The sequence below is a fragment of the Kribbella sp. NPDC049174 genome (assembly GCF_043197365.1).
GTDB lineage: Bacteria > Actinomycetota > Actinomycetes > Propionibacteriales > Kribbellaceae > Kribbella.
This window is the reverse complement of record NZ_JBICSZ010000007.1, coordinates 342,855-360,790: the sequence shown is the minus strand read 5'-3', so window position 1 is coordinate 360,790 and position 17,936 is coordinate 342,855. Positions and strand designations below refer to the sequence as shown.

The following is a 17,936-nucleotide window of genomic DNA, read 5'->3' as shown; positions in this document are numbered from 1 at the left end:
CCGACCCTAATCCAAGGTCGCGCGTCCGGCCTCAGCCGGTGGATTCGGGGTGGTTGCCCCAGGTCATGCGGATGTCGGGGGACTTCTCCTCGTTGGTGGCTCCGTCGGTACGGCGTACTTCGGTGAAGCCGTGGCGCTTGTAGAAGGACTGGGCCCGGAGGTTGGTCTGGAAGGTCCACAGGGCCAGGCCGCCCGGGCGGAGGTCCTTCGCCAGGTCCACCAAGGTCGACCCGACACCCTGGCCGGCCGCGTCCGGGTCGACGTACAGCTGGTCGAGGTCGTCACCGTCGAGGGTCAGGACCGCGACGATCCGGCCGTCGTCGAGCGCCACCCAGGTCTGGGCGTCGGGCAGGAGTACGTCGGCGAACCACGTCGCGACCTCCTCGAAGGTGTGGATCGCGGCCGGCAACAGGTCGGGACTGGCATGCCGCGACCGCCACCACAGCCGGGCCGCCTCATCGGTGTCGTACGGCTCCAGCGGCCGGATCAACAGCTCGTCCATCGATTCCCCCAGGGTGCGCAGTCAGCCGCCGAGCTCGGTGCCGTCCGGGATCTCGCGCCGCTCGCCGTCCGCGGCCGCGATCTCGACCTCGCCGACCACTGTCACATCCTTGCCGAAGGCAACGTCACCGCGCACCTCGAGCCGGTCCGCGCGGACCAGCGACGGCGGCCCGGCCGGGAACCGCGCCTCGAAGTCGGCCAGGATCTTGAAGTACTCCGGATCCAGGTCGACGTACGGCTCGTCGCCCTCGTGGGTCGTGGTCAGATCGCCGGCCTCGGTCAGCTCGTACACGTCGGAGCGCAGTACCAGCAGGTCGTTCGTCGTCTTCACCGGCTTGAACCGGCTGCGGTCCACCAGCACCGCCTGCGATCCCTCGAAGGTCTCGATCGCCGTCCCCATCCCGGTCTCCAGCTGGATCACCTTCGGCGACGACGGGTCGGCCGGGTCGACGGTCTTGCGGTTCACGATGATCGGCAGCCCGAGGACGCCGTCGTGCCCGTCCATCAGCTCGGCCAGCCGGTCCAGGTCGATCCACAGGTTGTTCGTGTTGAACGTTCTGTGCCGGGTGATGTCCTGGAAGTGCTTGGTGTCCTCGTCCGCGACCTGAGCGCTGTCCCGCAGGATCAGCCGGCCGTCGGACTTGCGCATCGCGACGTGCCCGCCCTTGCGGTCGGACCGGGTCCGCCGGCAGACCTCCATCCCGAACGGTACGTCGTGCTCGGCCATCCAGGCCGCGATCCGGGGGTCCGGGGTGGCGCCGAGGTTGTCCGCGTTGGAGATGAACGCGTGCCGGAAACCGCGCTCCCGCAGCGCATCGAGGGTGCCGGAGGCAACCAACGCGGTGAACAGGTCGCCGTGACCGGGCGGGCACCAGGCCAGCTCCGGGTCCGGCGGCCACTCGGCCGGCGTCAGGTCGTCGGCGAGCAGCTTGGGCTCCATGTTCTGCAGGAAGTCGAGCGGGATGCCGTCGACCGCGAGGCCGTCGTACTCGCTCAGGATCTGCAGCGACTCCTCCTTGGTCCGGAAGGAGTTCATCAGCACCAGCGGCAGCGGTACGTCGTACTCCCTGCGGGTACTGAGGATCTGGCGGGCGATGATGTCGAGGAAGCTCAGCCCGTCCTTGACCGGAAGGGCGGACTTCGGCCCGGTCACGCCCATCGACGTGCCGAGACCGCCGTTGAGCTTGATCACCACCGTCTCGGCCAGCGCGGCGCGCATCGCCTCGGCGTCGGTGTCGAGGTGGTCCAGGTGTGGCAGCTCCCCCACCGGCTCGATGTCGTCCTCGCGGATCGTGCCCTGCTGACCCGACTCGAGCAGCCGGTAGTAGTGCGTGAAGACCCGGATGGCGACGTCGGCAGCGCCGGCCGCGCGCATCTTGTCCTGCGCTTGTCGAAGACCTGCCTCACTCATGTCACAACCCTAGGGGACGCCGGGTAATCACCGTGTTATCCGCGTCACGCCGCTTACGATCAGGGAGTGTTCCCGTCCAAGGTCGCGGCGCGACAGTACTTGCTCAGTGCCCGCAGAAGTCGGCCTCACGCGGGTGACCTCCTCGGGGTCGCTCAAGCGCAGCCTGCGGTGCAGGAGGCGCGGCGGATCGCTCTGTACGTTTCGATGGGTGCGGAGCCGCAGACCGGGGCGCTGATCGACTGGCTGCTGGCAACCGACCGTGAGGTGCTGCTGCCGATCCTGTACGCCGACAACGACCTCGGCTGGGGTGTTGCACCGGGTGCCGCCGACCTGGTCCCCGGCCGGCGGGGCATGTCCGAGCCGCCGGTCGACCTGGGCCCGGACGCCATCGCCACCGCCGATCTGGTCATCTGCCCGGCTGTGGGGGTCGCCCGCGACGGTGCACGCCTGGGACGCGGTGGCGGCTCTTACGACCGGGCACTCGCCCGGGTCAGGCCTGGTACGCCGATCTGGGCCGCGGTGTACGACTCAGAGGTCGTCGAAGCGCTTCCGGTGGACGATCACGACCAACGGGTGCACGCGGCGCTGACACCAATTCGGTTGATCCCGTTGAGAAGATCGGTGGATGACTGAGAACGCGGTACAAGCCGCCGCAACGGCCGCACGAGGCCTGGGCCTGACTGTCACCGACCCCACTGTGCTGTACGACGCGTTCTCCGTAGTGGTGCACCTCAAGCCGTCGCCCGTGGTCGCGCGGGTCCCCATCACCCTGCCGGATCACCTGATGGAGCCAGAGGTCGCCGTACGACGGCAGCAGCGCGAACTGGATGTGGCCGCGTGGCTGGCGGAGCAGGGCAAGCCGGTTGCCGCACCGAGTCCACTGGTACCGCTGAAGCCTGTGCAGCAGGACGGGTTCTCCATGACGTTCTGGCAGTTCGTGGAGCAGGACAGGTCCGTGGAGCTCGACTTCGTCGCAGGTACGGCGAGGGCCGCCGAGCTGCACGCCGTACTCGCGGAGTACCCGCACGAGCTGCCGTGGATGACGCCGCTGCTCGCTGTGCCGCCAGCACTTGCGGATTTGGCGGCTGTGCCGGGTCTGCTCGAGCAGGAGGACGTGGACCGCGCACGGGCCGAGTGGGACGTGCTTGGGCCGCTGCTGACCAGTCGGGCCGAATTCGAGGCGGTCTTCCCGTCGGCGACGATCCAGACGATCCATGGCGACGCTCCGTCGTACAACGTGATCCCGACCGCGGACGCCGTGCTGTGGTCCGATTTCGAGGACACCACGCTCGGTCCGCTCGAGTGGGACATGGCCGGCTTCGGTCCGGACCTCGGGAAGGTCTACAACGAGGCAGCGACGGCTCTGGGACGGCCGGTGCTGGATGAGCGGGTCCAGCGGGTGATGGACACCGCCCGCGTGCTGCAGGTCATGGTGTGCACCCCGCTGGTGCCGCGACTGCCCTCACTGGCTGACGGCATCCGCATGTTCGTCGGGCAGTGGCGGGACACCCCGTTCGCTGGTGGACTGGGCTGATGCTGAGCTCGTACGTCGAAAGCGGGGACCTGCCCGGATTGGTCTCCTTGGTGAGCCACGAGGGCGAGACACGGGTCGAAGTACTCGGTGATGCCGCCTTCGGTGGTCCGCCGATGCAGCGGGACAGCCTGTTCCGGGTCGCGTCGTTCACCAAGCCGATCGTCGCGGCCGCGGCGATGGTCCTCGTGGACGAGCTCCGGTTGTCGATGGACGCGCCGGTCGGCAATCTGCTCCCTGAGCTGGCGCATCCCGTCGTACTGCGTCAGCCGGACGGACCATTGGAGGACACCGTTCCGGCGCACCGGCCGATCACGCTGCGGGACCTGCTGACGTTCCGGCTGGGGCTGGGCGAGTCCGACCACCCGGAGATCCGGCAGCGGGAGGAGGAGTTGGAGCTACGGACGTTCGGGCCGCCGGTACCGCGGACTCCGCTCGAGCCGGACGAGTGGATGCGACGGTTCGGAACGCTGCCGCTGCAGTACCAGCCGGGTGAGCGGTGGATGTACTCGACCGGCTCGCACGTGCTCGGCGTACTGATCGCCCGAGCCACTGGGCAGCCGCTGGAGGTCTTCCTGCAGGAGCGGTTCTTCGAGCCGCTCGGCATGCGTGACACCGGGTTCACCGCGTCGGACCCTGCGCGGCTGACCACGGCGTACGTCGGTGACGATGTGTTCGACGTGGCAGCGGACAGCCAGTGGCTGGAGCCCCCGTCGTTCCCGGACGCGAGTGGTGGGCTGATCTCGACGGCAGATGACTTCCACGCCTTCGCCCGGATGCTGCAGGCCGGTGGGGACGGCATCCTGTCGCCGGCCGCGGTCGCGGAGATGACGACGGACCACCTGACGGCTGCGCAGCGTACGGCGGCCGCCGACTTCCTCGGACCGGAGACCGGGTGGGGCTACGGCCTGTCGGTCAGCAGCGATCGCTACGGCTGGGCCGGTGGGCTCGGCACCCTCTGGTCGACCGATCCGGCCGACCAGACGATCTCGATCCTGCTGACCCAGCGGGCGCTGTGGACCTGGCCGGAAGAGCTGTTCGCGGAGGCCAGCGCTCCGGCCTGGTGACGTCGCCCTGGGCTTAGGGCTCTGGGCTCAGGGTCCCGGATTCGCTTAGGACTCCGGCTTCGTGAACGTGACGGTGTGCTCGCGGGCCGCCTCGACGGCGCCCTTGGTGTAGGCCCAGGGCAGGGTCTCGCCACGCACCCACAGATCGGTCTGGTCGGTGTAGTGGGACGAGAACGCGTGCCCGGACACACCGGTCAGGTTGATCCACCGGGACTTGTCGAAGTCGGACAGGTCCACGACCATCCGCATCGACGGCGTCGCGGTCACCGTGTAGCCCTCCGACGCGTCCCAAGCGGTCGCGTCGACGATCGAGGAGCCGCCGCCCAGCTCGTACGGGCCGCGGTTGAACATCCTGTCGACCATGCCGATCCCCGACTTGCCGAGCGTCTGGTTGGTCAGCGTGAGCTTGTGCAACCGGCCCCACTCCCAGTTGGACGGCTCGCGAGCCATCTTCTGGGTGATCTCCTGCCGCGCGTCGACCAACGCCTCACGCAGGATGTCGTCGCGGCTCTCGTGCTGCGGCGTTCGCAGGTCGTCCCACCAGCCGCTGTTCGGCTGGGCGAGCAGCGTGTGGATCACCTCGAACCAGCGGGAGCCGCCGTCCGGCCAGGTGCCCTCCGGGAGCTGGTCATGGAAGGTCAGCGCGAGCAGGTTGCGCCAGACGACGTTGAAGTACGCCGCCGCCGCGGAGTCGGGCGGCTGGGTGAAGTCCCAGTCCCGCAGTGTGTCCTGCCCTTGACGCTGGAAGTCGTCGTCGATGCCGATCTGGAGCAGGTACGGCACCAGCATCTCGGCAGCGCGGTTCTTGGTGTCCAGCTGGATCGACGCCATCGCGTTCGCGTCCAGCTTCCCGGCGGCCTTGATCCGGTCGAGGATCTGCTGCGAGCGGTAGCCGTAGTCCCAGTCGTTGGTCAGGTAGTACGTGTACGTCCGCGGTACCACCGCCTGGTTCGCGGTCACGATGATCCCGTCCGCGGGATCGAACTCGGTGGGCAGCGCAGCGAACGGGATGTACCCGGTCCAGTGGTACTTCGGGTCCCAGCCCGGCACCGGCCAGTCGCCCCGGCCGGTCTTCCGGATCGGGATCAGACCGGGGGCCTGGTAGCCGATGTGGCCTTCGGTGTCGGCGTACACCAGGTTCTGCGAAGGGACCTGGAACAGCTGGGCGGCGGCGCGGAACTGGGTCCAGTTCTGGGCCCGGTTCATCGCGAACAGGGCGTCGGCGGTGCGGCCCGGGTTCAGGGCGGTCCACTGGATCGCGACGCCGTACGCGGTCGGGTACTTGCCCTGTTTGGCGGCCGTCTCGCCGGTCTCGCGCTGGTCCTCGCCGACGTCGGAGATGAGCGGACCGTGCCGGGTCTCGCGGACGGTGATCTTCACCGGCTCGTCCTGGCCGGCGACCTTGAACGTCTCCTCGCGGGTCGCCATCGCCCGCCACTTGTTGTTGTAGAGCACGTTGTTGCCGTCGACGCGCTCGAGGTAGAGGTCGGTGACGTCCGGGTCGAGATTCGTGAAGCCCCAGGAGATCGCGTTGTTGTGGCCGATCACCACCCCGGGCAATCCCGAGAAGCTGAAGCCCGAGACGTCGTACGGACAGGCCTGGCCGACGTTGTTGCAGTGCAGACCGACCTGGGTCCAGATCCCCGGCATGGTCGCACCGAGGTGCGGGTCGTTGGCCAGCAGCGGCTTGCCGGTGGTGGTGTGGTCGCCGGAGACGACCCACGAGTTCGAGCCGATGCCGTCACCGCGGCCGAGGAGCTGCGGGAGGCCCTTGGCCACCTTGTCGACCGTGTCCAGCGACTTGAGCAGGTCCTTGGTCAGCATCCCGCGGCGGGCCTCCGAGGCGAGCGGCGCGGTGGTGAACTTGCCGTCGCTGCCGACCGCGCCGGTGGACATGATCGGCTCGTTCCGGTCGTACGGGTACGGCGGGTAGAGACTCTCGATGTTGCGCGCCGTGTACGTCGCCAGCAGCTTCGTCCGGGTGATCTCCTCGTCCATGTTGCCGCCGAGGTCCCACGCCATCGCCTTCAACCAGGCCAGCGAGTCGGCCGCGGTCCACGGCTCCGGGCGGTAGTCGGTGCCCTTCAGCGACAGGACGGCGTACTCGAGGCTGAGACCGGAGCCGCTGTGCGTGTCCAGGTACGAGTTGACGCCGCGGGCGTAGTCGTCCAGGTACTGCCGGGTGGACGGGCTGAGCAGGCCGAGCTCCTTCTCCGCGACCTTGCGCCAGCCGAGCGTGCGGACGAACTTGTCCGTCTCCAGCGCGTCGGAGCCGAAGAGCTCCGACAGCCGGCCGGCGGTGACGTGGCGGCGGAAGTCCATCTCGAAGAAGCGGTCCTGCGCGTGCACATACCCCTGTGCGGCGAACAGGTCACTCGGGCTGTCCGCGTAGATCTGCGGGATGCCGTTGGCGTCCCGGACGACCTCGACGTCGGCGTCGAGACCGGTCAGCTCGATCGTTCCGTCATACGTCGGGAAGGAGTGGCGGACGACGAAAACGACGGTTCCCGCGATCACCACGAGGACCGTGGCGAGGGCGATTCCGCTGATGATGACGACTCGTAGCAGGCGACGCACGGACCAACCGTAGAGAATGCCGGGCCCCGCCCCAAATGGGGTACCGCACAACTTTGCGTTGCTCTGCGTCCGGTGGACAACCACGCTGAGTTGAGGTATCCCACGCCCGAGTTGGAATAGTTCGGCTTGCTGGAGCATTATTAGCAGTCGAGTAGTAGGAGTGCCAACGGCCTGAAGGGAACGAACCGTGCCGACGTACCAGTACCAGTGCACCGACTGCGGCGAGGCGCTCGAGGTGCGTCAGAGCTTCACGGACGACGCGCTGACCGTCTGCCCGGCGTGCCAGGGCACCCTGCGCAAGGTCTTCAACGCCGTCGGCGTCGTCTTCAAGGGTTCCGGCTTCTACCGCAACGACAGCCGCAACTCCGGCAAGAGCACAGTCGCAGCCAAGTCCGACGCCGCATCTTCGTCCGGCTCATCCTCGACGTCCTCCTCCGACTCCAGCTCCTCGTCGTCGAGCTCAGCCTCCTCGAGCGGTTCGTCCTCCCCCTCGTCGAGCGGCACCTCGTCAAACACCAAGTCCAGCGCCGCCTGAACCCCGCCGCCCCTCGGCGGCACCACGCCACCACGCGCCCCGGCCAACTCAACTTCCGGCCGGCTCACCTCGCCGTCCGGCTCACGTCCCGAGCCGCACCACGTCCAGGGCCTCACCTGCCCGGCTCAACGACGTCCCGGCACCTATCTCCCCAGCCTCACCGCGTTCCGGTCGCCCAGTCCCCCCGGCGCCGCGACGTCCCGGCTACCTCACTCCCCCGCCCCACCTCACTCCCCGCCTGCCGACCACCCGGCATGCCGCCCCCGGCTGTGGATAACCAGCAGGCGGGGGATCGGGAAACTCGTACTTTCTCTGGCATGAGAATCCCTTCCCCACTTCGTGACCTGATCCGCGCCGCACGATGGCATCGCCGACTGCTGGCCGGCGCGACCGCCGCGGCAGCTGTGTACTTCGGCCTCGCCGCCCTCTCCCCTCCACCCCCGCCAACCGTCGCCGTGCTAGCCGCCGCCCGCGATTTAGCCGGCGGAGCCGTGCCCGCCAACTCCGACCTCCGCACCCTCGACCTACCCACCACCGCCGTCCCCGACGGAGCCCTCAAACCCGGCACCGACCTAACAGCACGCGTCCTCAGCGGCCCAGTCAGATCCGGCGAACCACTCACCGACGCCCGCTTCCTCGCGCCGGTATCAGTTCCCAAGGACTTCCTCGCGTACCCGTTCCGCATCGCCGACCCTGACATCAGCGCGCTCCTCCGCGTCGGCGACCACATCAACCTGTACGCCGCCACCAGCACACCGGCCGACTCCGCACGCCTCCTCGCCAGAGCCGTCCGCGTGGTCGCCCTACCCTCCCCACGTACGACGACCTCCGGCGCGCTGATCGTGGTCGCCACCAGCCCCGACGTCGCCACCCGCCTGGCCCAGGCCACCGCCAACTCCAGAATCACCGTGGCCCTGACCCCGGACACCAGCTGACGATCACGTATCGGACACAAGCGAGCACGATGTGTGCCTGCCCGGCGCGCTCTCTCGCACTGACCGAGGCAGCGCCCTACGTTGTCGGGGAATATCACCGCTTCGTGGAGGCACCCCACATGCTCAAGGGCTTCAAAGAGTTCATCATGCGAGGAAACGTCGTGGACCTCGCGGTCGCCGTGGTCATCGGCGCAGCGTTCGGTCAGGTCGTGACCGCGCTCGTGAACGGCCTGATCAACCCGTTGGTCGCAGCGATCTTCGGCAAGACAGACATCAGCAAGGTCTGGACCTTCACCATCAACGACGCGGTCTTCTCGATCGGCGCGATCCTGCAGGCACTGCTCAACTTCCTGTTCGTCGCAGCCGCCATCTACTTCGTCATCGTGATGCCGCTCAACAAACTCGCCGAGCGCCGAGCCCGCGGCATCGAGCCCGAGCCCGAGCCCCTCACCACCGACCAACAACTCCTCACCGAAATCCGCGACGCCCTCCAACAAACCCGCCCCTAACCCCTCGGGAGTGGGCGGGCCACTACCTCAGCCCCTGAGCTCGCCAACAGCCCACCCACTCCCCCGCCTGCCCACCTCCCAACTTCACCTCCAACTCCCGGCTCCAGCCCCACTTCCGACTTCCCGCTCCCAGCTCCCAGCACAGCTCCGCTCCCGCTCCGTTCCCCCGGCTCCTGCTCCAGCCTCACCTCTCGCACCCAGGTCCCGCCCAATTCCCCAGGTAACGGTTCCGCCTGGTGTGCGGATCTTGTGGCGCCCACGAACAGCTGTCGATCCGGCAAGCGAGCCACAGGATTCCGCGAAGCATCCAGCCCCGTCCGAAGCTGTCTCGCGCAGGGTTCGTGTCCACAATTCCGGCGAGCGCTTTCTAAGGAGCTAACGTCTTCAATGACCGCGAACCACAATCCCGACCTCCCGACCACAGACCGTCCCGCTCTGCTACACCTCGGCGGACCGGGTCCCCGAATCGGACATCGAGCCCCCGAGGGCTGGTCAGAACGCCGCTAGCCGTGCGAAGGTCGTGCGGCCGCCTCGGCAGGGTGAACACCGTCATGACACGCACGGACGAGGACCACCGAGCCCAACACGGGACTCGATGCAAAACCAAACTGCCGACCTACGGCCGACTTGAGGAATCAATGTCGATCTAGGGCCAGTTCGCCACGCCGGGGCTGCCGTCAGGAGCAAAATCGAGAGCCAACACTCCCGTTGACCCGAAATGTGATTTCCGCAGTACGGTCACTGACAGCCATTCGAACGCCGCAGGGTTGCCGATCAATGTCGGTTCGATCAGGAGCTGCAATTCGTCGCGCGCAGTGTTGAACGAGAACGGAATGTCACTGGTGACTGCTTCTCCACCCGAGGCGAGCGGCGTCCGATCGATGACGGATGCATTGAACGCGGAGCCATCCCAGGCCAGCAGAACGAAGTATTCAAACGGTCGCACCTGTCCTGGAGAGAAAGGATAGCCCGCGATCGAACCTGGCTGCGTGTCAACGGCAAAGACCCACAGAAGCAGCCCGGAAGCGCCCGTGGGGCGCGGCGGCGCTTCCGGCACGGGAATTGCAACACGCATGGTCATGGCAAAGGTTCCAGATTCCTTGGAGACCTCGGCTCGGACGATGTCGAAGTACTCCTGCGCCTTCTCATTGCCCAGGCTTTGGCCATGAGGGTTTCCCGAATCTCCAACAGGGTCCTGAACCGCCACGGTTTGGGCACTGGCGGTGCCAGTACCGACGAGGGTGATCAGGACCGACGCGAGCGCCATGGTAATGATTCTTCTAGACATGGTTCCCCCTGTTGCTGCTGCCTCCAGACGACCGGAAGCCGAGGCAGTCGTCTCACCACGCCCGACGACTGCTGCCCCCTTTTGTAGCCAGAGTCCTCCCACCGGATCGGTTTCCACAAGGCTGCGCATCAGCAAAATAGAGGTATTTGCAAAATTGCCTCAGCCAAGCATTTGAGTAATTCCTGGACGCTCTGTGTTTCGCAAGCCAGGTACGACGTCAGTCGGTGGCGTAGCGCATCCAGCGGTAGGGCTGGGGTTGGGCGGCGTTCCACTCGTCCATTTCTTGTTGCGAAACGTCGACGAAGCCGAGGCGCAGATAGGTCTTGATCGCGACCGTGTTGTCCGGTCTGACTCGCAGGAAGATGTCCGGATGACCGGCTGCGATCGCCGGCTTCAGGAGCGCGCGGACCAGTTCGGCGCCGATCCCCCGGCCGCGAAGAGACGGGTCCACGATGAGCCGGGCCAGCTCGACCTCGTCCTCCTCGTCGTCGAGCCACACCTCGCCGTACCCGACCGGCTGGTCGCCGTCGAAGAACAGGTACGACTGGATGTCAGGGTCGACCTTCACCCAGCTCCCGATCAGCTCCTCGGGAAACGGGTACTGCTCGCGACCGCAGAGCAAGCCCACTTCCTGCGCCGTCCGGGCCCAGCCGGCGACCAAACGCCCGTACTCATCCGTGAACCCCCGAAGCTCCATCCCGTCCCCCTCGCATGAACTCCACGATCGTGCCCACCAGCGAGTCCAGGTACGGCGCGAACCCCTGGCACCGGCGGCTCCGGACACCCAGCCAGCTCCCGGCTCCCGGGGATCAACCGCAGCAGCGAGTCGACCGTCTTCCGCTGGTGCGACGGATTCTCCGGCACCGACGGCACCACCGCCACCGGGATTCGCCCGAGCTCGGCCAGCTCGGCATCCTTCACCCCACGCAACGTCTCCCCACAAGCAGCCCGTCCACGAGCTCCGCCGCACACCCTCGATCGAGCAAACCCGCCCGAGTCCGTGCGTCGACCACCGCATCGCCACCGGTCGCCGGCCACGCGAGCAGCAGGCGGTCAACGGGGTAACGCAGCGCCAGCAGGGCGGCCACTGTGCACCCGTTGGATGCCCCGACGAGCGTCACCGGTCCGCTCCGGTTCTCCAGCAATCCCCCCAAGGCCGCGACCTCCACGTCCCAGCCGGTCGGCTGCTTCGGACGATCGGGCGCGACCACCGTCAGGCCGTACGACGAGAGTCCGGCGGCGATCCCCGTCGTACGCCAGAAGCGTTCCGCGTCCATGGCGTCCCACAGTCCGCCGTGGACGAGAACGACGGTGTCGCTCATTCGTGGTGCGGTGGGACCTCGCGGAGGATGCGCTCGTCGTCGTCGCTGCCGAAATCGTTGTCGCCCCAGGTCCGCGGGTCGTCGTCGCGGGTCTGCTCGGGGAGCAGCGGCTCGTCGTCCTCGTACGGGCTCGTCATGGCTCCAGGTTACCGAGTCGCCGCGGCTGTCCGGTATCCAATTCGCCGTGAACACCCCCCGGCGGCAACTGGTGTCCGGTCGCGGCCTCGATCAGCGGCGCGATCCCCGGTTCGCCTTGCCAGCGGTCGTTTCCGAGCACGCACCACGCGGTCAGCACGGACAGCGTCGGCGTCGCCAGTCCGGCCAGCCGCAGCGGCTCCGCGTTCTGGAAACCGAACGTGATCGTCCAGTTCGCCGGATCGGGATAGAACTCCTGCACGGCGCTGTAGTAGAAGCTCAGCCAGCCACGCCGCGGCAGCAGGCACAGCAGCCGGTAGTTCGTCGCCACGGTCGGGACTTCCTGCAGGTCGCGCCACATCAGCTGCATGTCCCGTTTGGCCGCGGCCTTCCGGCTCGCGTTGACCGCGGCGTTCGCCGCCATCATCCCGAGCACGACCCCCGGTTTGCCGATGAACAGGCCGCTGTTGTGGGTGTAGCGACCACTGCCGCCGTACAGCCGGGCGTAGTGCGCCGGAGTGTTGACGTAGGCGACCTCGCCCTGCTCGAGGACCAGGCCGTACATGGTGAGTGGTTGCGGACTGTTGCCGGCCATCAGCCAGCGGGCCCAGTCGATGCCGAGCTGCCACTCGTCGCGCTCGCGCTGCGCCGTCGCGTCGTCGTTCTTCTTCCGGCCCACGGCACAGCATGGTAATCAGGGCCGAACAGCGCGTGCACGTTACAGGTGTGCCTCGGTTGCCGCACGATCCGTCGGCGTGACCGGAACGACGCGCCGCCGTGATGCTTCTGGCACGCCGGACGAGACCCCTGTCGACCATCATTGATGACCTTGCCAACCCGGAAGGACCGAGTCGTGAGTGCATTACGGACACGGGGCCTGATCGGTGCGACGCTCGTCGTGGCTGTGCTCGGAGTTACCGCCGCCTGCGGTAACGAGAGCGCCACGTCCCCGCCCGCCGCCCAGCCCACGGATACCCCGACCACCCCTTCGCCGCCCACCCCCAGCGGCACACCCAGCATGGACTGCCCCGACACCATCGCGGCAGTGCGCGCAGCCACCGACAAAGTCGTCTGGGGCAAAGGCGCGGCCACGTCGCTGTTCCAGCCGGTCAGCGTGACCGTCTGCCAGTACGACGCCAAGGCGTCCGGGCAGGACTACGCGACCGTCAGCGCCAAGCGCAACAGCAAGCAGGCCGCGGACCTGTTCGCTCTGGTGAACGCTCCGAAGCCCGTCGCCAAGAAGCCGACCTACTGCACCCAGGAGCTCGGCCCCACGTACGTACTGCGGTTCACCGACAACGACCGCGGCGTTCTCTCCTACACCGTGGAGACCTTCGGCTGCCGCCGCCTGGTGGCGACCTCCCTGGAGGGCCAGGGCAAGCCCGGCGAGCTACCGGCTCCACGCCAGGTGTCACCCGAGCTGATCAAGTCGCTCGGCCTGCGCTGACCCTGCATCGGACGCGCCCCCCGAAGCCGTCCGGACCGGGGTCAACCCGCGCCTGCCTTGCGGGTCCCTCCCTGGGGTCGACCCGCAAGGCAGGTAGCGGCCTTGCCCCGAAGTGTTGGAAGCTTCAGCGTGGGCACACGACTGATCCGGCTGCTGTGTGCGCTGCTGCTCGTCTGCACCGCGTGCTCCTCGCCGGCCTCGAAGGACTCGACGGACTCGACGGACCCGACGGACCCGACGGACCCGCCGAAGCGCTCTGGCCCCTGCGTTGCAGGCTTCACCTGTACGACGCTGCGCGTACCACTTGGCGTGGACGATCAGACGCTGGATCTGGCCGTAGCCGCAGCAAACAACGTGGACGCACCACGCGGCGTTCTGCTGATGCTCACCGGCGGCCCGGGCCAACCAGGTGTCTCCCTGCTGGCCCGTGTCCGCAACAACCTTCATCCTGACGTGCTCCGCGAGTACAGGCTCGTCATGTTCGACCAACGGGGCACCGGCTCGTCCGGCATCAATTGCTCTTCTCTACAAGCAGCCATAGGCGGTTCGGACTTCTTGACCGCCCCTGCCGGGACAGTCGAGGACTGTGCCCAGCGGATCGGTCAAGGGGTCGGGTACTACGGCACACCGGACACAGTCGAAGACATCGAGCGGCTGCGTCAGCACTTGGGTGTCGAGCGGCTGACACTGAACGGGACGTCGTACGGGAGCTTCACTGCGGCGCAGTACGGGCTGAAGTACCCGGACCGCGTCTCGTCGCTCGTGCTCGACTCAGTGGTCCCGCACAAGGGCTTCGACCCGTTCGGTGTGGACCTGATGGCTGCGACCGGCGGCGTACTCAAGGCAGCCTGTCGCCAAGACCCTGCGTGTACGACGGACCCTGTCGCGGACCTGGCGTGGTTGGTGCAGCACGGTTCGGTCGACGGCCCGGAGCTCCTGGAGAGCCTGTCGATCTCCAGCCTCAACACGGTCAACCCATCCCTGAAGGGGATCCCGGCGACCCTCCACGCCGCCCGCAACGGAGACGATGCGGGCTTGAAGGAGTTCCTCCAGTCAGTGAGCAGCAAAGGCATCGGGTACGACGTACTGTCGGCCGGACTGCACCTGGCCACGCTCTGCTCCGACCTGCGCATCCCCTGGGCCGGCGGGGCCGTCAGCACTCTCGAGACCGCCGTACGACGCCTGGACCCCAAGCAGCTGTATCCGTACGACGTGCAGACCGCCCGTCAGCAGTTGATCGTGGACGGGTGTCTGCGGTGGCCGGCCGCGCGGATGTCGACGTACCCGGCTGCTGCCGAGTTGTTGCCACGGACACTGATTCTGCACGGCAGCAACGACCTGTTCTGCCCAGTGGAATGGGCGCGGTGGGAGCTGGCGCATGCACAGTCGGCGCAGCTGGTCGTCGTACCAGGGAGTGGGCATGGCGTGCAGCGGGACCCGCGCGGGCGGGAGGCGGCGCGGGCGTTTCTGCTGGGCTGAGACTCAACTGTGCGTGAATGGTTGCAGCACCCTGGGCGACTCGATGCGTCTAATAGGTGTGAGGTGTTGTACGCCCAGCCGGGGAGTGGCGAGTGGAGTTCGAGGAGTACGTGTCCGCGCGCGGACAGGAACTGGTGCGGCTCGGTTTCACCGTCTCCGGCGACTATCAGCGAGCGGAAGATCTGGCCCAGATCGCGTTGATGCAGGCGTTCCGGTCGTGGCGGAAGGTGCGGAAGGCGGACGATCCGCACCACTACGTCCGGCGGATCCTGATCAACGCGTACCTGTCGATGACGCGGCGGCGATCGTTCACCGAGGCACCGACGGCCGAGATCGACCCGCAGCACACGGTGCCCGATCCCGCCACCGACATCGTGAACTCCGACGATCTCTGGCGAGCGCTCGCTGAGTTGTCGGCCAGGGAGAGGGTCGTGCTGGTCCTGCGGTACTACCAGGATCTCGACGACCGCACGATCGCCGACGTACTCGGCATCAAACCGTCCTCCGTCCGGGCGACCGCCAGCAGGGCGCTCGCCACCCTGCGGAAGACCAGGCAGTCCCACCATGTGTGATGAGAGGTTGTCGTGAGCAACACCGATCTCGAGGATGACCTGCGGGGAACCTTCGACCGTGCCGCGGCCTCGGTGCCGCCGGCCACCGGCCTGACCGAGCGGGCGACGACGGGTGCGCGCCAGGCCCAGCGTCGTACCTGGATCATCTCCGGAGCCGCCGCCGTGGCGGTCGCCGCCGTCGCCGTCGTCGGATTCAGCCTGGGCGGGCGGAACGCACCGGTGCAGCCGCCGGTCGCAGGCGGTCAGACGCCGGCCGCGTCGACCTCGGTGCAGGCACCGCCGTCGGCCCAGAGTGTGTCCGGGACGTGGCGGCCGGTCCAGATGGCCGGTCTCACCACGCTGAAGGCTGAGCGGCCGGACGATCCGCTGATCGAGTTCAAACCGGACGGGACCTGGACCGGCTCGGATGGCTGCAACGGGCTGTCGGGGACGTACACGATCGGTCAGCGCGGCGAGTTCACCGCCAAGGCGGGCCCGCAGCGGTTGGTCGGGTGCGACAACGTGCCGCACACCGCCGTACTGCAGGGCGCCAAGCGCATCACTCTCGACGCAGACACGCTGAAGTTCTTCGGCGGCGACGGGCGTGAACTCGCAAGTTACGCTCGCGCACGGTAGTCAAATTTGCTCGCTGACGGTGATCGACTCTTGACTGAGTGAAGTCTCTGCCCGGACGATGGATGCGGCCGTCCACCGATCTGGGGAGCTACGTGCGACTCTCAGTTACCGTCCCGCTGCTCACACTCGGCTCAGTATCACTCTTCGCGGTCGGCCTCACGGCGTCCGTGGCTGCCCCATCCGCTGCTGGAGCGGCATGCTCGCACGCCCAGCCGAGTGCGAACTCGGTGCAGTCCCAGCGGCTCGCCCAGCCGACGTCCGCCTCGGATCCGCGGCCGCTCGGCGAGACCCTCGGCGAAGGCATCAGCCTCGCCGTACGGTCCCTCGAGCCGCTGGACGCCACCGGCAGGCCGACATCCGGGCTGCCCTACGGGTTGAGCCAGGGTGTGATCGGTGTCGTCGGTTCCGCGTCGGCCGGGTACAAGGTCGTGGTCGACAGCTCGGTGCTGGACACCCGCAGGTACGAGGCCGCGATGGCCCGCAACGTCCCTGCGGCCGGCAAGCAGATGGTCGGCATCGAACGCAGCTGCCGATCCGCCAAGGTCATTGGCGAAGCCTGGAACACGGTCGGCGCCCGGTCCTGGTCCGCCGACGCCCGCGGTACGACGTTCGCCGCCGACCTCGACCCAGTCAGCGAGGACATCGTGGTCGAGTACGACAAGGCCAGCACCTCCGCCGCGTCACTGGAGGGGTTGCGCGGCCTGTCCAGCGTACAACTCGTCGAGAGCTCGCTGGCGCGGACGTCCCGGCTCAACGACACCCCGAAGGGCGGCCACTGGGGTGGCGCCCGGATCACGTCGGCCCTGAAGAACTGCACCGCCGGCTTCTCCGTCGTACGACGCTCCAACGGCCAGCGCGGGTCCGTGACCGCCGGCCACTGCGGCGGCGTCGGGACCTTGTGGAAGTCGGGCTCGTACTACTACGGCACCACCTCGGTCCGGGCGAACTACCCCGACTACGACCAGGCCTTGCTCACCGGCAGCACGTACGGCCCGAAGATCTGGACCGACGGCCCCGGCGACACCGCCAACACCCGCACGGTCAAAGGCGGCGGCGACCCCGGCGTCGGCACAGTCGTCTGTCAGTCCGGCAGCTTCAGTACGTCACTGTGCGGCATCACCGTCCGCTCCACGTCAGCGAAGTACTGCGATACCGACGGCTGCACCACCTACGTCATCCGCGCCACCCGCGGCGGCCAGATCGCCATCATCGGAGGCGACTCCGGTGGACCTGTCTACACCCGCCCCGGCTCCACCACCGCCACCATCCGCGGCATCACCTTCGCCGGCGCCGGCTGCGCGTCTTCCCGCTGCACCACCCTCTACGCCGAACGCTATGCCTCGATCAGCGGCCACCTGGGAGTATCGGCTCTGACTGGCTGACCGTTCAGGTCCACAGCGCCAGTATCACCGCTGCAACGAGGATTCCCACGACGTGATAGCCGGCGGTGATGCCGATCCAAGTCTGCGGTTTGGGCTTGCGCGGGTCGAAGAAACCCGTGACGAACAGGGCCGAGGCAACGAGTCCGATACCGACCACCAAGCCGAGCACGATGCCCTCGCCGAAGGTGTCGGTGCTGGTTGCCTCGGACACCATCGCGAGCGCGATCGTCGTCACCAGGCAGGTGACCGCCGGAATGACATACATCTTCGCCGGCGTCGCCTGCGCGGCGTCCGCCTCGTTCCACCCGATCGCCTCCTGCCACTGCTTGCCAAAGGCAACCGGAGCGAACCACAGCCCGCCGATGGCGAAGTACACGACCGCGGCCACGACCACCGTAAGCCAGTTCAGATCCCCGAGCACGCTGAAACTCATAGCCCCTCCCCCGCGAATCCATCCCGTAGCCCGAAGCGTGCGCCCACCACCAACCCCCGGTCCACACCCGTCGCACGATCGTGATCACGATGAGCGCCCCCGCCCCGAGTCCGCTAGGCTGGCCCCGGCCCTCGGGCCCACCAGTGCGCCCCCGTAGCTCAGGGGATAGAGCGTCGGTTTCCTAAACCGTGCGTCGC

General features: G+C 67.7%; 20 protein-coding genes. 11 read left to right on the top strand and 9 right to left on the bottom strand.

All coding sequences use genetic code 11. The features are described from left to right. Positions 1-31: 31 nt before the first annotated feature. Entirely contained in the window at positions 32-502 is a 471-nt protein-coding gene (locus ACGFIF_RS31450) for a GNAT family N-acetyltransferase (RefSeq protein WP_393159528.1), read from the bottom strand. 21 nt (positions 503-523) lie between these two features. Further along, positions 524-1,912, bottom strand: coding sequence for a UTP--glucose-1-phosphate uridylyltransferase (locus ACGFIF_RS31445; protein WP_393159526.1), 1,389 nt, complete (start codon positions 1,910-1,912; stop codon positions 524-526). Positions 1,913-1,978: 66 nt separating this feature from the next. Here ACGFIF_RS31445 and ACGFIF_RS31440 point away from each other — a divergent pair, with 66 nt between their 5' ends. The 3 genes from ACGFIF_RS31440 to ACGFIF_RS31430 are packed head-to-tail and all read left to right on the top strand — an operon-like array spanning position 1,979 to position 4,510. Further along, entirely contained in the window at positions 1,979-2,545 is a 567-nt protein-coding gene (locus ACGFIF_RS31440) for a 5-formyltetrahydrofolate cyclo-ligase (RefSeq protein ID WP_393159524.1), read from the top strand. After that, on the top strand, positions 2,538-3,446 hold the full coding sequence (locus tag ACGFIF_RS31435; RefSeq protein WP_393159523.1) for an aminoglycoside phosphotransferase family protein: 909 nt from the start codon (positions 2,538-2,540) through the stop codon (positions 3,444-3,446). Before ACGFIF_RS31440 ends, ACGFIF_RS31435 begins: the two co-directional genes overlap by 8 nt. Next, the gene (locus tag ACGFIF_RS31430) at positions 3,446-4,510 is read left to right on the top strand and encodes a serine hydrolase domain-containing protein (protein WP_393159521.1); all 1,065 of its coding nucleotides are present in this window, start codon (positions 3,446-3,448) and stop codon (positions 4,508-4,510) included. The genes ACGFIF_RS31435 and ACGFIF_RS31430 overlap by 1 nt, the downstream gene beginning before the upstream one ends. A gap of 45 nt (positions 4,511-4,555) precedes the next feature. Here the strand turns inward: ACGFIF_RS31430 and ACGFIF_RS31425 are convergent, their stop codons facing one another. Further along, the gene (locus tag ACGFIF_RS31425) at positions 4,556-7,087 is read right to left on the bottom strand and encodes a penicillin acylase family protein (RefSeq protein ID WP_393159520.1); all 2,532 of its coding nucleotides are present in this window, start codon (positions 7,085-7,087) and stop codon (positions 4,556-4,558) included. Positions 7,088-7,274: 187 nt separating this feature from the next. Between ACGFIF_RS31425 and ACGFIF_RS31420 the strand changes: the two genes are divergently transcribed. From ACGFIF_RS31420 to mscL, 3 genes are all read left to right on the top strand, one after another. After that, on the top strand, positions 7,275-7,622 hold the full coding sequence (locus tag ACGFIF_RS31420; protein ID WP_393159518.1) for an FmdB family zinc ribbon protein: 348 nt from the start codon (positions 7,275-7,277) through the stop codon (positions 7,620-7,622). Positions 7,623-7,939: 317 nt separating this feature from the next. Beyond that, positions 7,940-8,557, top strand: a complete 618-nt coding sequence (locus ACGFIF_RS31415; RefSeq protein ID WP_393159517.1) for a hypothetical protein — start codon at positions 7,940-7,942, stop codon at positions 8,555-8,557. A 119-nt stretch (positions 8,558-8,676) separates the two neighbouring features. Continuing rightward, positions 8,677-9,066, top strand: a complete 390-nt coding sequence (gene mscL / locus ACGFIF_RS31410; RefSeq protein ID WP_393159729.1) for a large conductance mechanosensitive channel protein MscL — start codon at positions 8,677-8,679, stop codon at positions 9,064-9,066. Between the two features lie 646 nt (positions 9,067-9,712). Here mscL and ACGFIF_RS31405 read toward each other — a convergent pair. The 5 genes from ACGFIF_RS31405 to ACGFIF_RS31385 form a co-directional block, all read right to left on the bottom strand. Next, a complete protein-coding gene (locus ACGFIF_RS31405) occupies positions 9,713-10,483 on the bottom strand; it encodes a hypothetical protein (RefSeq protein WP_393159515.1) in 771 nt (256 codons plus the stop codon). Positions 10,484-10,571: 88 nt separating this feature from the next. Then, the gene (locus ACGFIF_RS31400; protein ID WP_393159514.1) at positions 10,572-11,051 is read right to left on the bottom strand and encodes a GNAT family N-acetyltransferase; all 480 of its coding nucleotides are present in this window, start codon (positions 11,049-11,051) and stop codon (positions 10,572-10,574) included. Between the two features lie 220 nt (positions 11,052-11,271). Next, complete coding sequence (locus ACGFIF_RS31395) at positions 11,272-11,676, bottom strand: alpha/beta fold hydrolase (protein ID WP_393159512.1); 405 nt, start codon at positions 11,674-11,676, stop codon at positions 11,272-11,274. After that, positions 11,673-11,813, bottom strand: a complete 141-nt coding sequence (locus ACGFIF_RS31390) for a hypothetical protein (RefSeq protein ID WP_337001036.1) — start codon at positions 11,811-11,813, stop codon at positions 11,673-11,675. The genes ACGFIF_RS31395 and ACGFIF_RS31390 overlap by 4 nt, the downstream gene beginning before the upstream one ends. Beyond that, positions 11,810-12,490: a hypothetical protein gene (locus tag ACGFIF_RS31385; protein ID WP_393159510.1), complete on the bottom strand. Its 681-nt coding sequence runs from the start codon at positions 12,488-12,490 to the stop codon at positions 11,810-11,812. The genes ACGFIF_RS31390 and ACGFIF_RS31385 overlap by 4 nt, the downstream gene beginning before the upstream one ends. A gap of 366 nt (positions 12,491-12,856) precedes the next feature. Between ACGFIF_RS31385 and ACGFIF_RS31380 the strand changes: the two genes are divergently transcribed. The 5 genes from ACGFIF_RS31380 (at position 12,857) to ACGFIF_RS31360 (ending at position 17,306) form a co-directional block, all read left to right on the top strand. Beyond that, positions 12,857-13,258, top strand: a complete 402-nt coding sequence (locus tag ACGFIF_RS31380; RefSeq protein ID WP_393159508.1) for a hypothetical protein — start codon at positions 12,857-12,859, stop codon at positions 13,256-13,258. Positions 13,259-13,387: 129 nt separating this feature from the next. Further along, positions 13,388-14,737 (top strand): alpha/beta fold hydrolase, encoded by a 1,350-nt coding sequence (locus ACGFIF_RS31375; RefSeq protein WP_393159506.1) that lies wholly within the window; start codon positions 13,388-13,390, stop codon positions 14,735-14,737. Positions 14,738-14,829: 92 nt separating this feature from the next. Continuing rightward, positions 14,830-15,309, top strand: coding sequence for a SigE family RNA polymerase sigma factor (locus ACGFIF_RS31370; protein ID WP_393159504.1), 480 nt, complete (start codon positions 14,830-14,832; stop codon positions 15,307-15,309). A gap of 12 nt (positions 15,310-15,321) precedes the next feature. After that, complete coding sequence (locus ACGFIF_RS31365; RefSeq protein ID WP_393159502.1) at positions 15,322-15,924, top strand: META domain-containing protein; 603 nt, start codon at positions 15,322-15,324, stop codon at positions 15,922-15,924. Between the two features lie 92 nt (positions 15,925-16,016). Further along, a complete protein-coding gene (locus ACGFIF_RS31360) occupies positions 16,017-17,306 on the top strand; it encodes a hypothetical protein (RefSeq protein WP_393159500.1) in 1,290 nt (429 codons plus the stop codon). A 4-nt stretch (positions 17,307-17,310) separates the two neighbouring features. Here ACGFIF_RS31360 and ACGFIF_RS31355 read toward each other — a convergent pair whose 3' ends face one another. Continuing rightward, on the bottom strand, positions 17,311-17,739 hold the full coding sequence (locus ACGFIF_RS31355; protein ID WP_393159498.1) for a DUF1761 domain-containing protein: 429 nt from the start codon (positions 17,737-17,739) through the stop codon (positions 17,311-17,313). Positions 17,740-17,936 lie beyond the last annotated feature (197 nt).

Excerpts from the sequence above, each read along its gene's own strand:
- ACGFIF_RS31450 (WP_393159528.1), bottom strand. The coding sequence starts at position 502 with ATGGACGAGCTGTTGATCCGGCCGCTGGAGCCGTACGACACCGATGAG.
- ACGFIF_RS31445 (WP_393159526.1), bottom strand. The coding sequence starts at position 1,912 with ATGAGTGAGGCAGGTCTTCGACAAGCGCAGGACAAGATGCGCGCGGCC.
- ACGFIF_RS31435 (WP_393159523.1), top strand. The coding sequence starts at position 2,538 with ATGACTGAGAACGCGGTACAAGCCGCCGCAACGGCCGCACGAGGCCTG.
- ACGFIF_RS31430 (WP_393159521.1), top strand. The coding sequence starts at position 3,446 with ATGCTGAGCTCGTACGTCGAAAGCGGGGACCTGCCCGGATTGGTCTCC.
- ACGFIF_RS31415 (WP_393159517.1), top strand. The coding sequence starts at position 7,940 with ATGAGAATCCCTTCCCCACTTCGTGACCTGATCCGCGCCGCACGATGG.
- mscL (WP_393159729.1), top strand. The coding sequence starts at position 8,677 with ATGCTCAAGGGCTTCAAAGAGTTCATCATGCGAGGAAACGTCGTGGAC.
- ACGFIF_RS31405 (WP_393159515.1), bottom strand. The coding sequence starts at position 10,483 with ATGCGCAGCCTTGTGGAAACCGATCCGGTGGGAGGACTCTGGCTACAA.
- ACGFIF_RS31400 (WP_393159514.1), bottom strand. The coding sequence starts at position 11,051 with ATGGAGCTTCGGGGGTTCACGGATGAGTACGGGCGTTTGGTCGCCGGC.
- ACGFIF_RS31395 (WP_393159512.1), bottom strand. The coding sequence starts at position 11,676 with ATGAGCGACACCGTCGTTCTCGTCCACGGCGGACTGTGGGACGCCATG.
- ACGFIF_RS31390 (WP_337001036.1), bottom strand. The coding sequence starts at position 11,813 with ATGACGAGCCCGTACGAGGACGACGAGCCGCTGCTCCCCGAGCAGACC.
- ACGFIF_RS31355 (WP_393159498.1), bottom strand. The coding sequence starts at position 17,739 with ATGAGTTTCAGCGTGCTCGGGGATCTGAACTGGCTTACGGTGGTCGTG.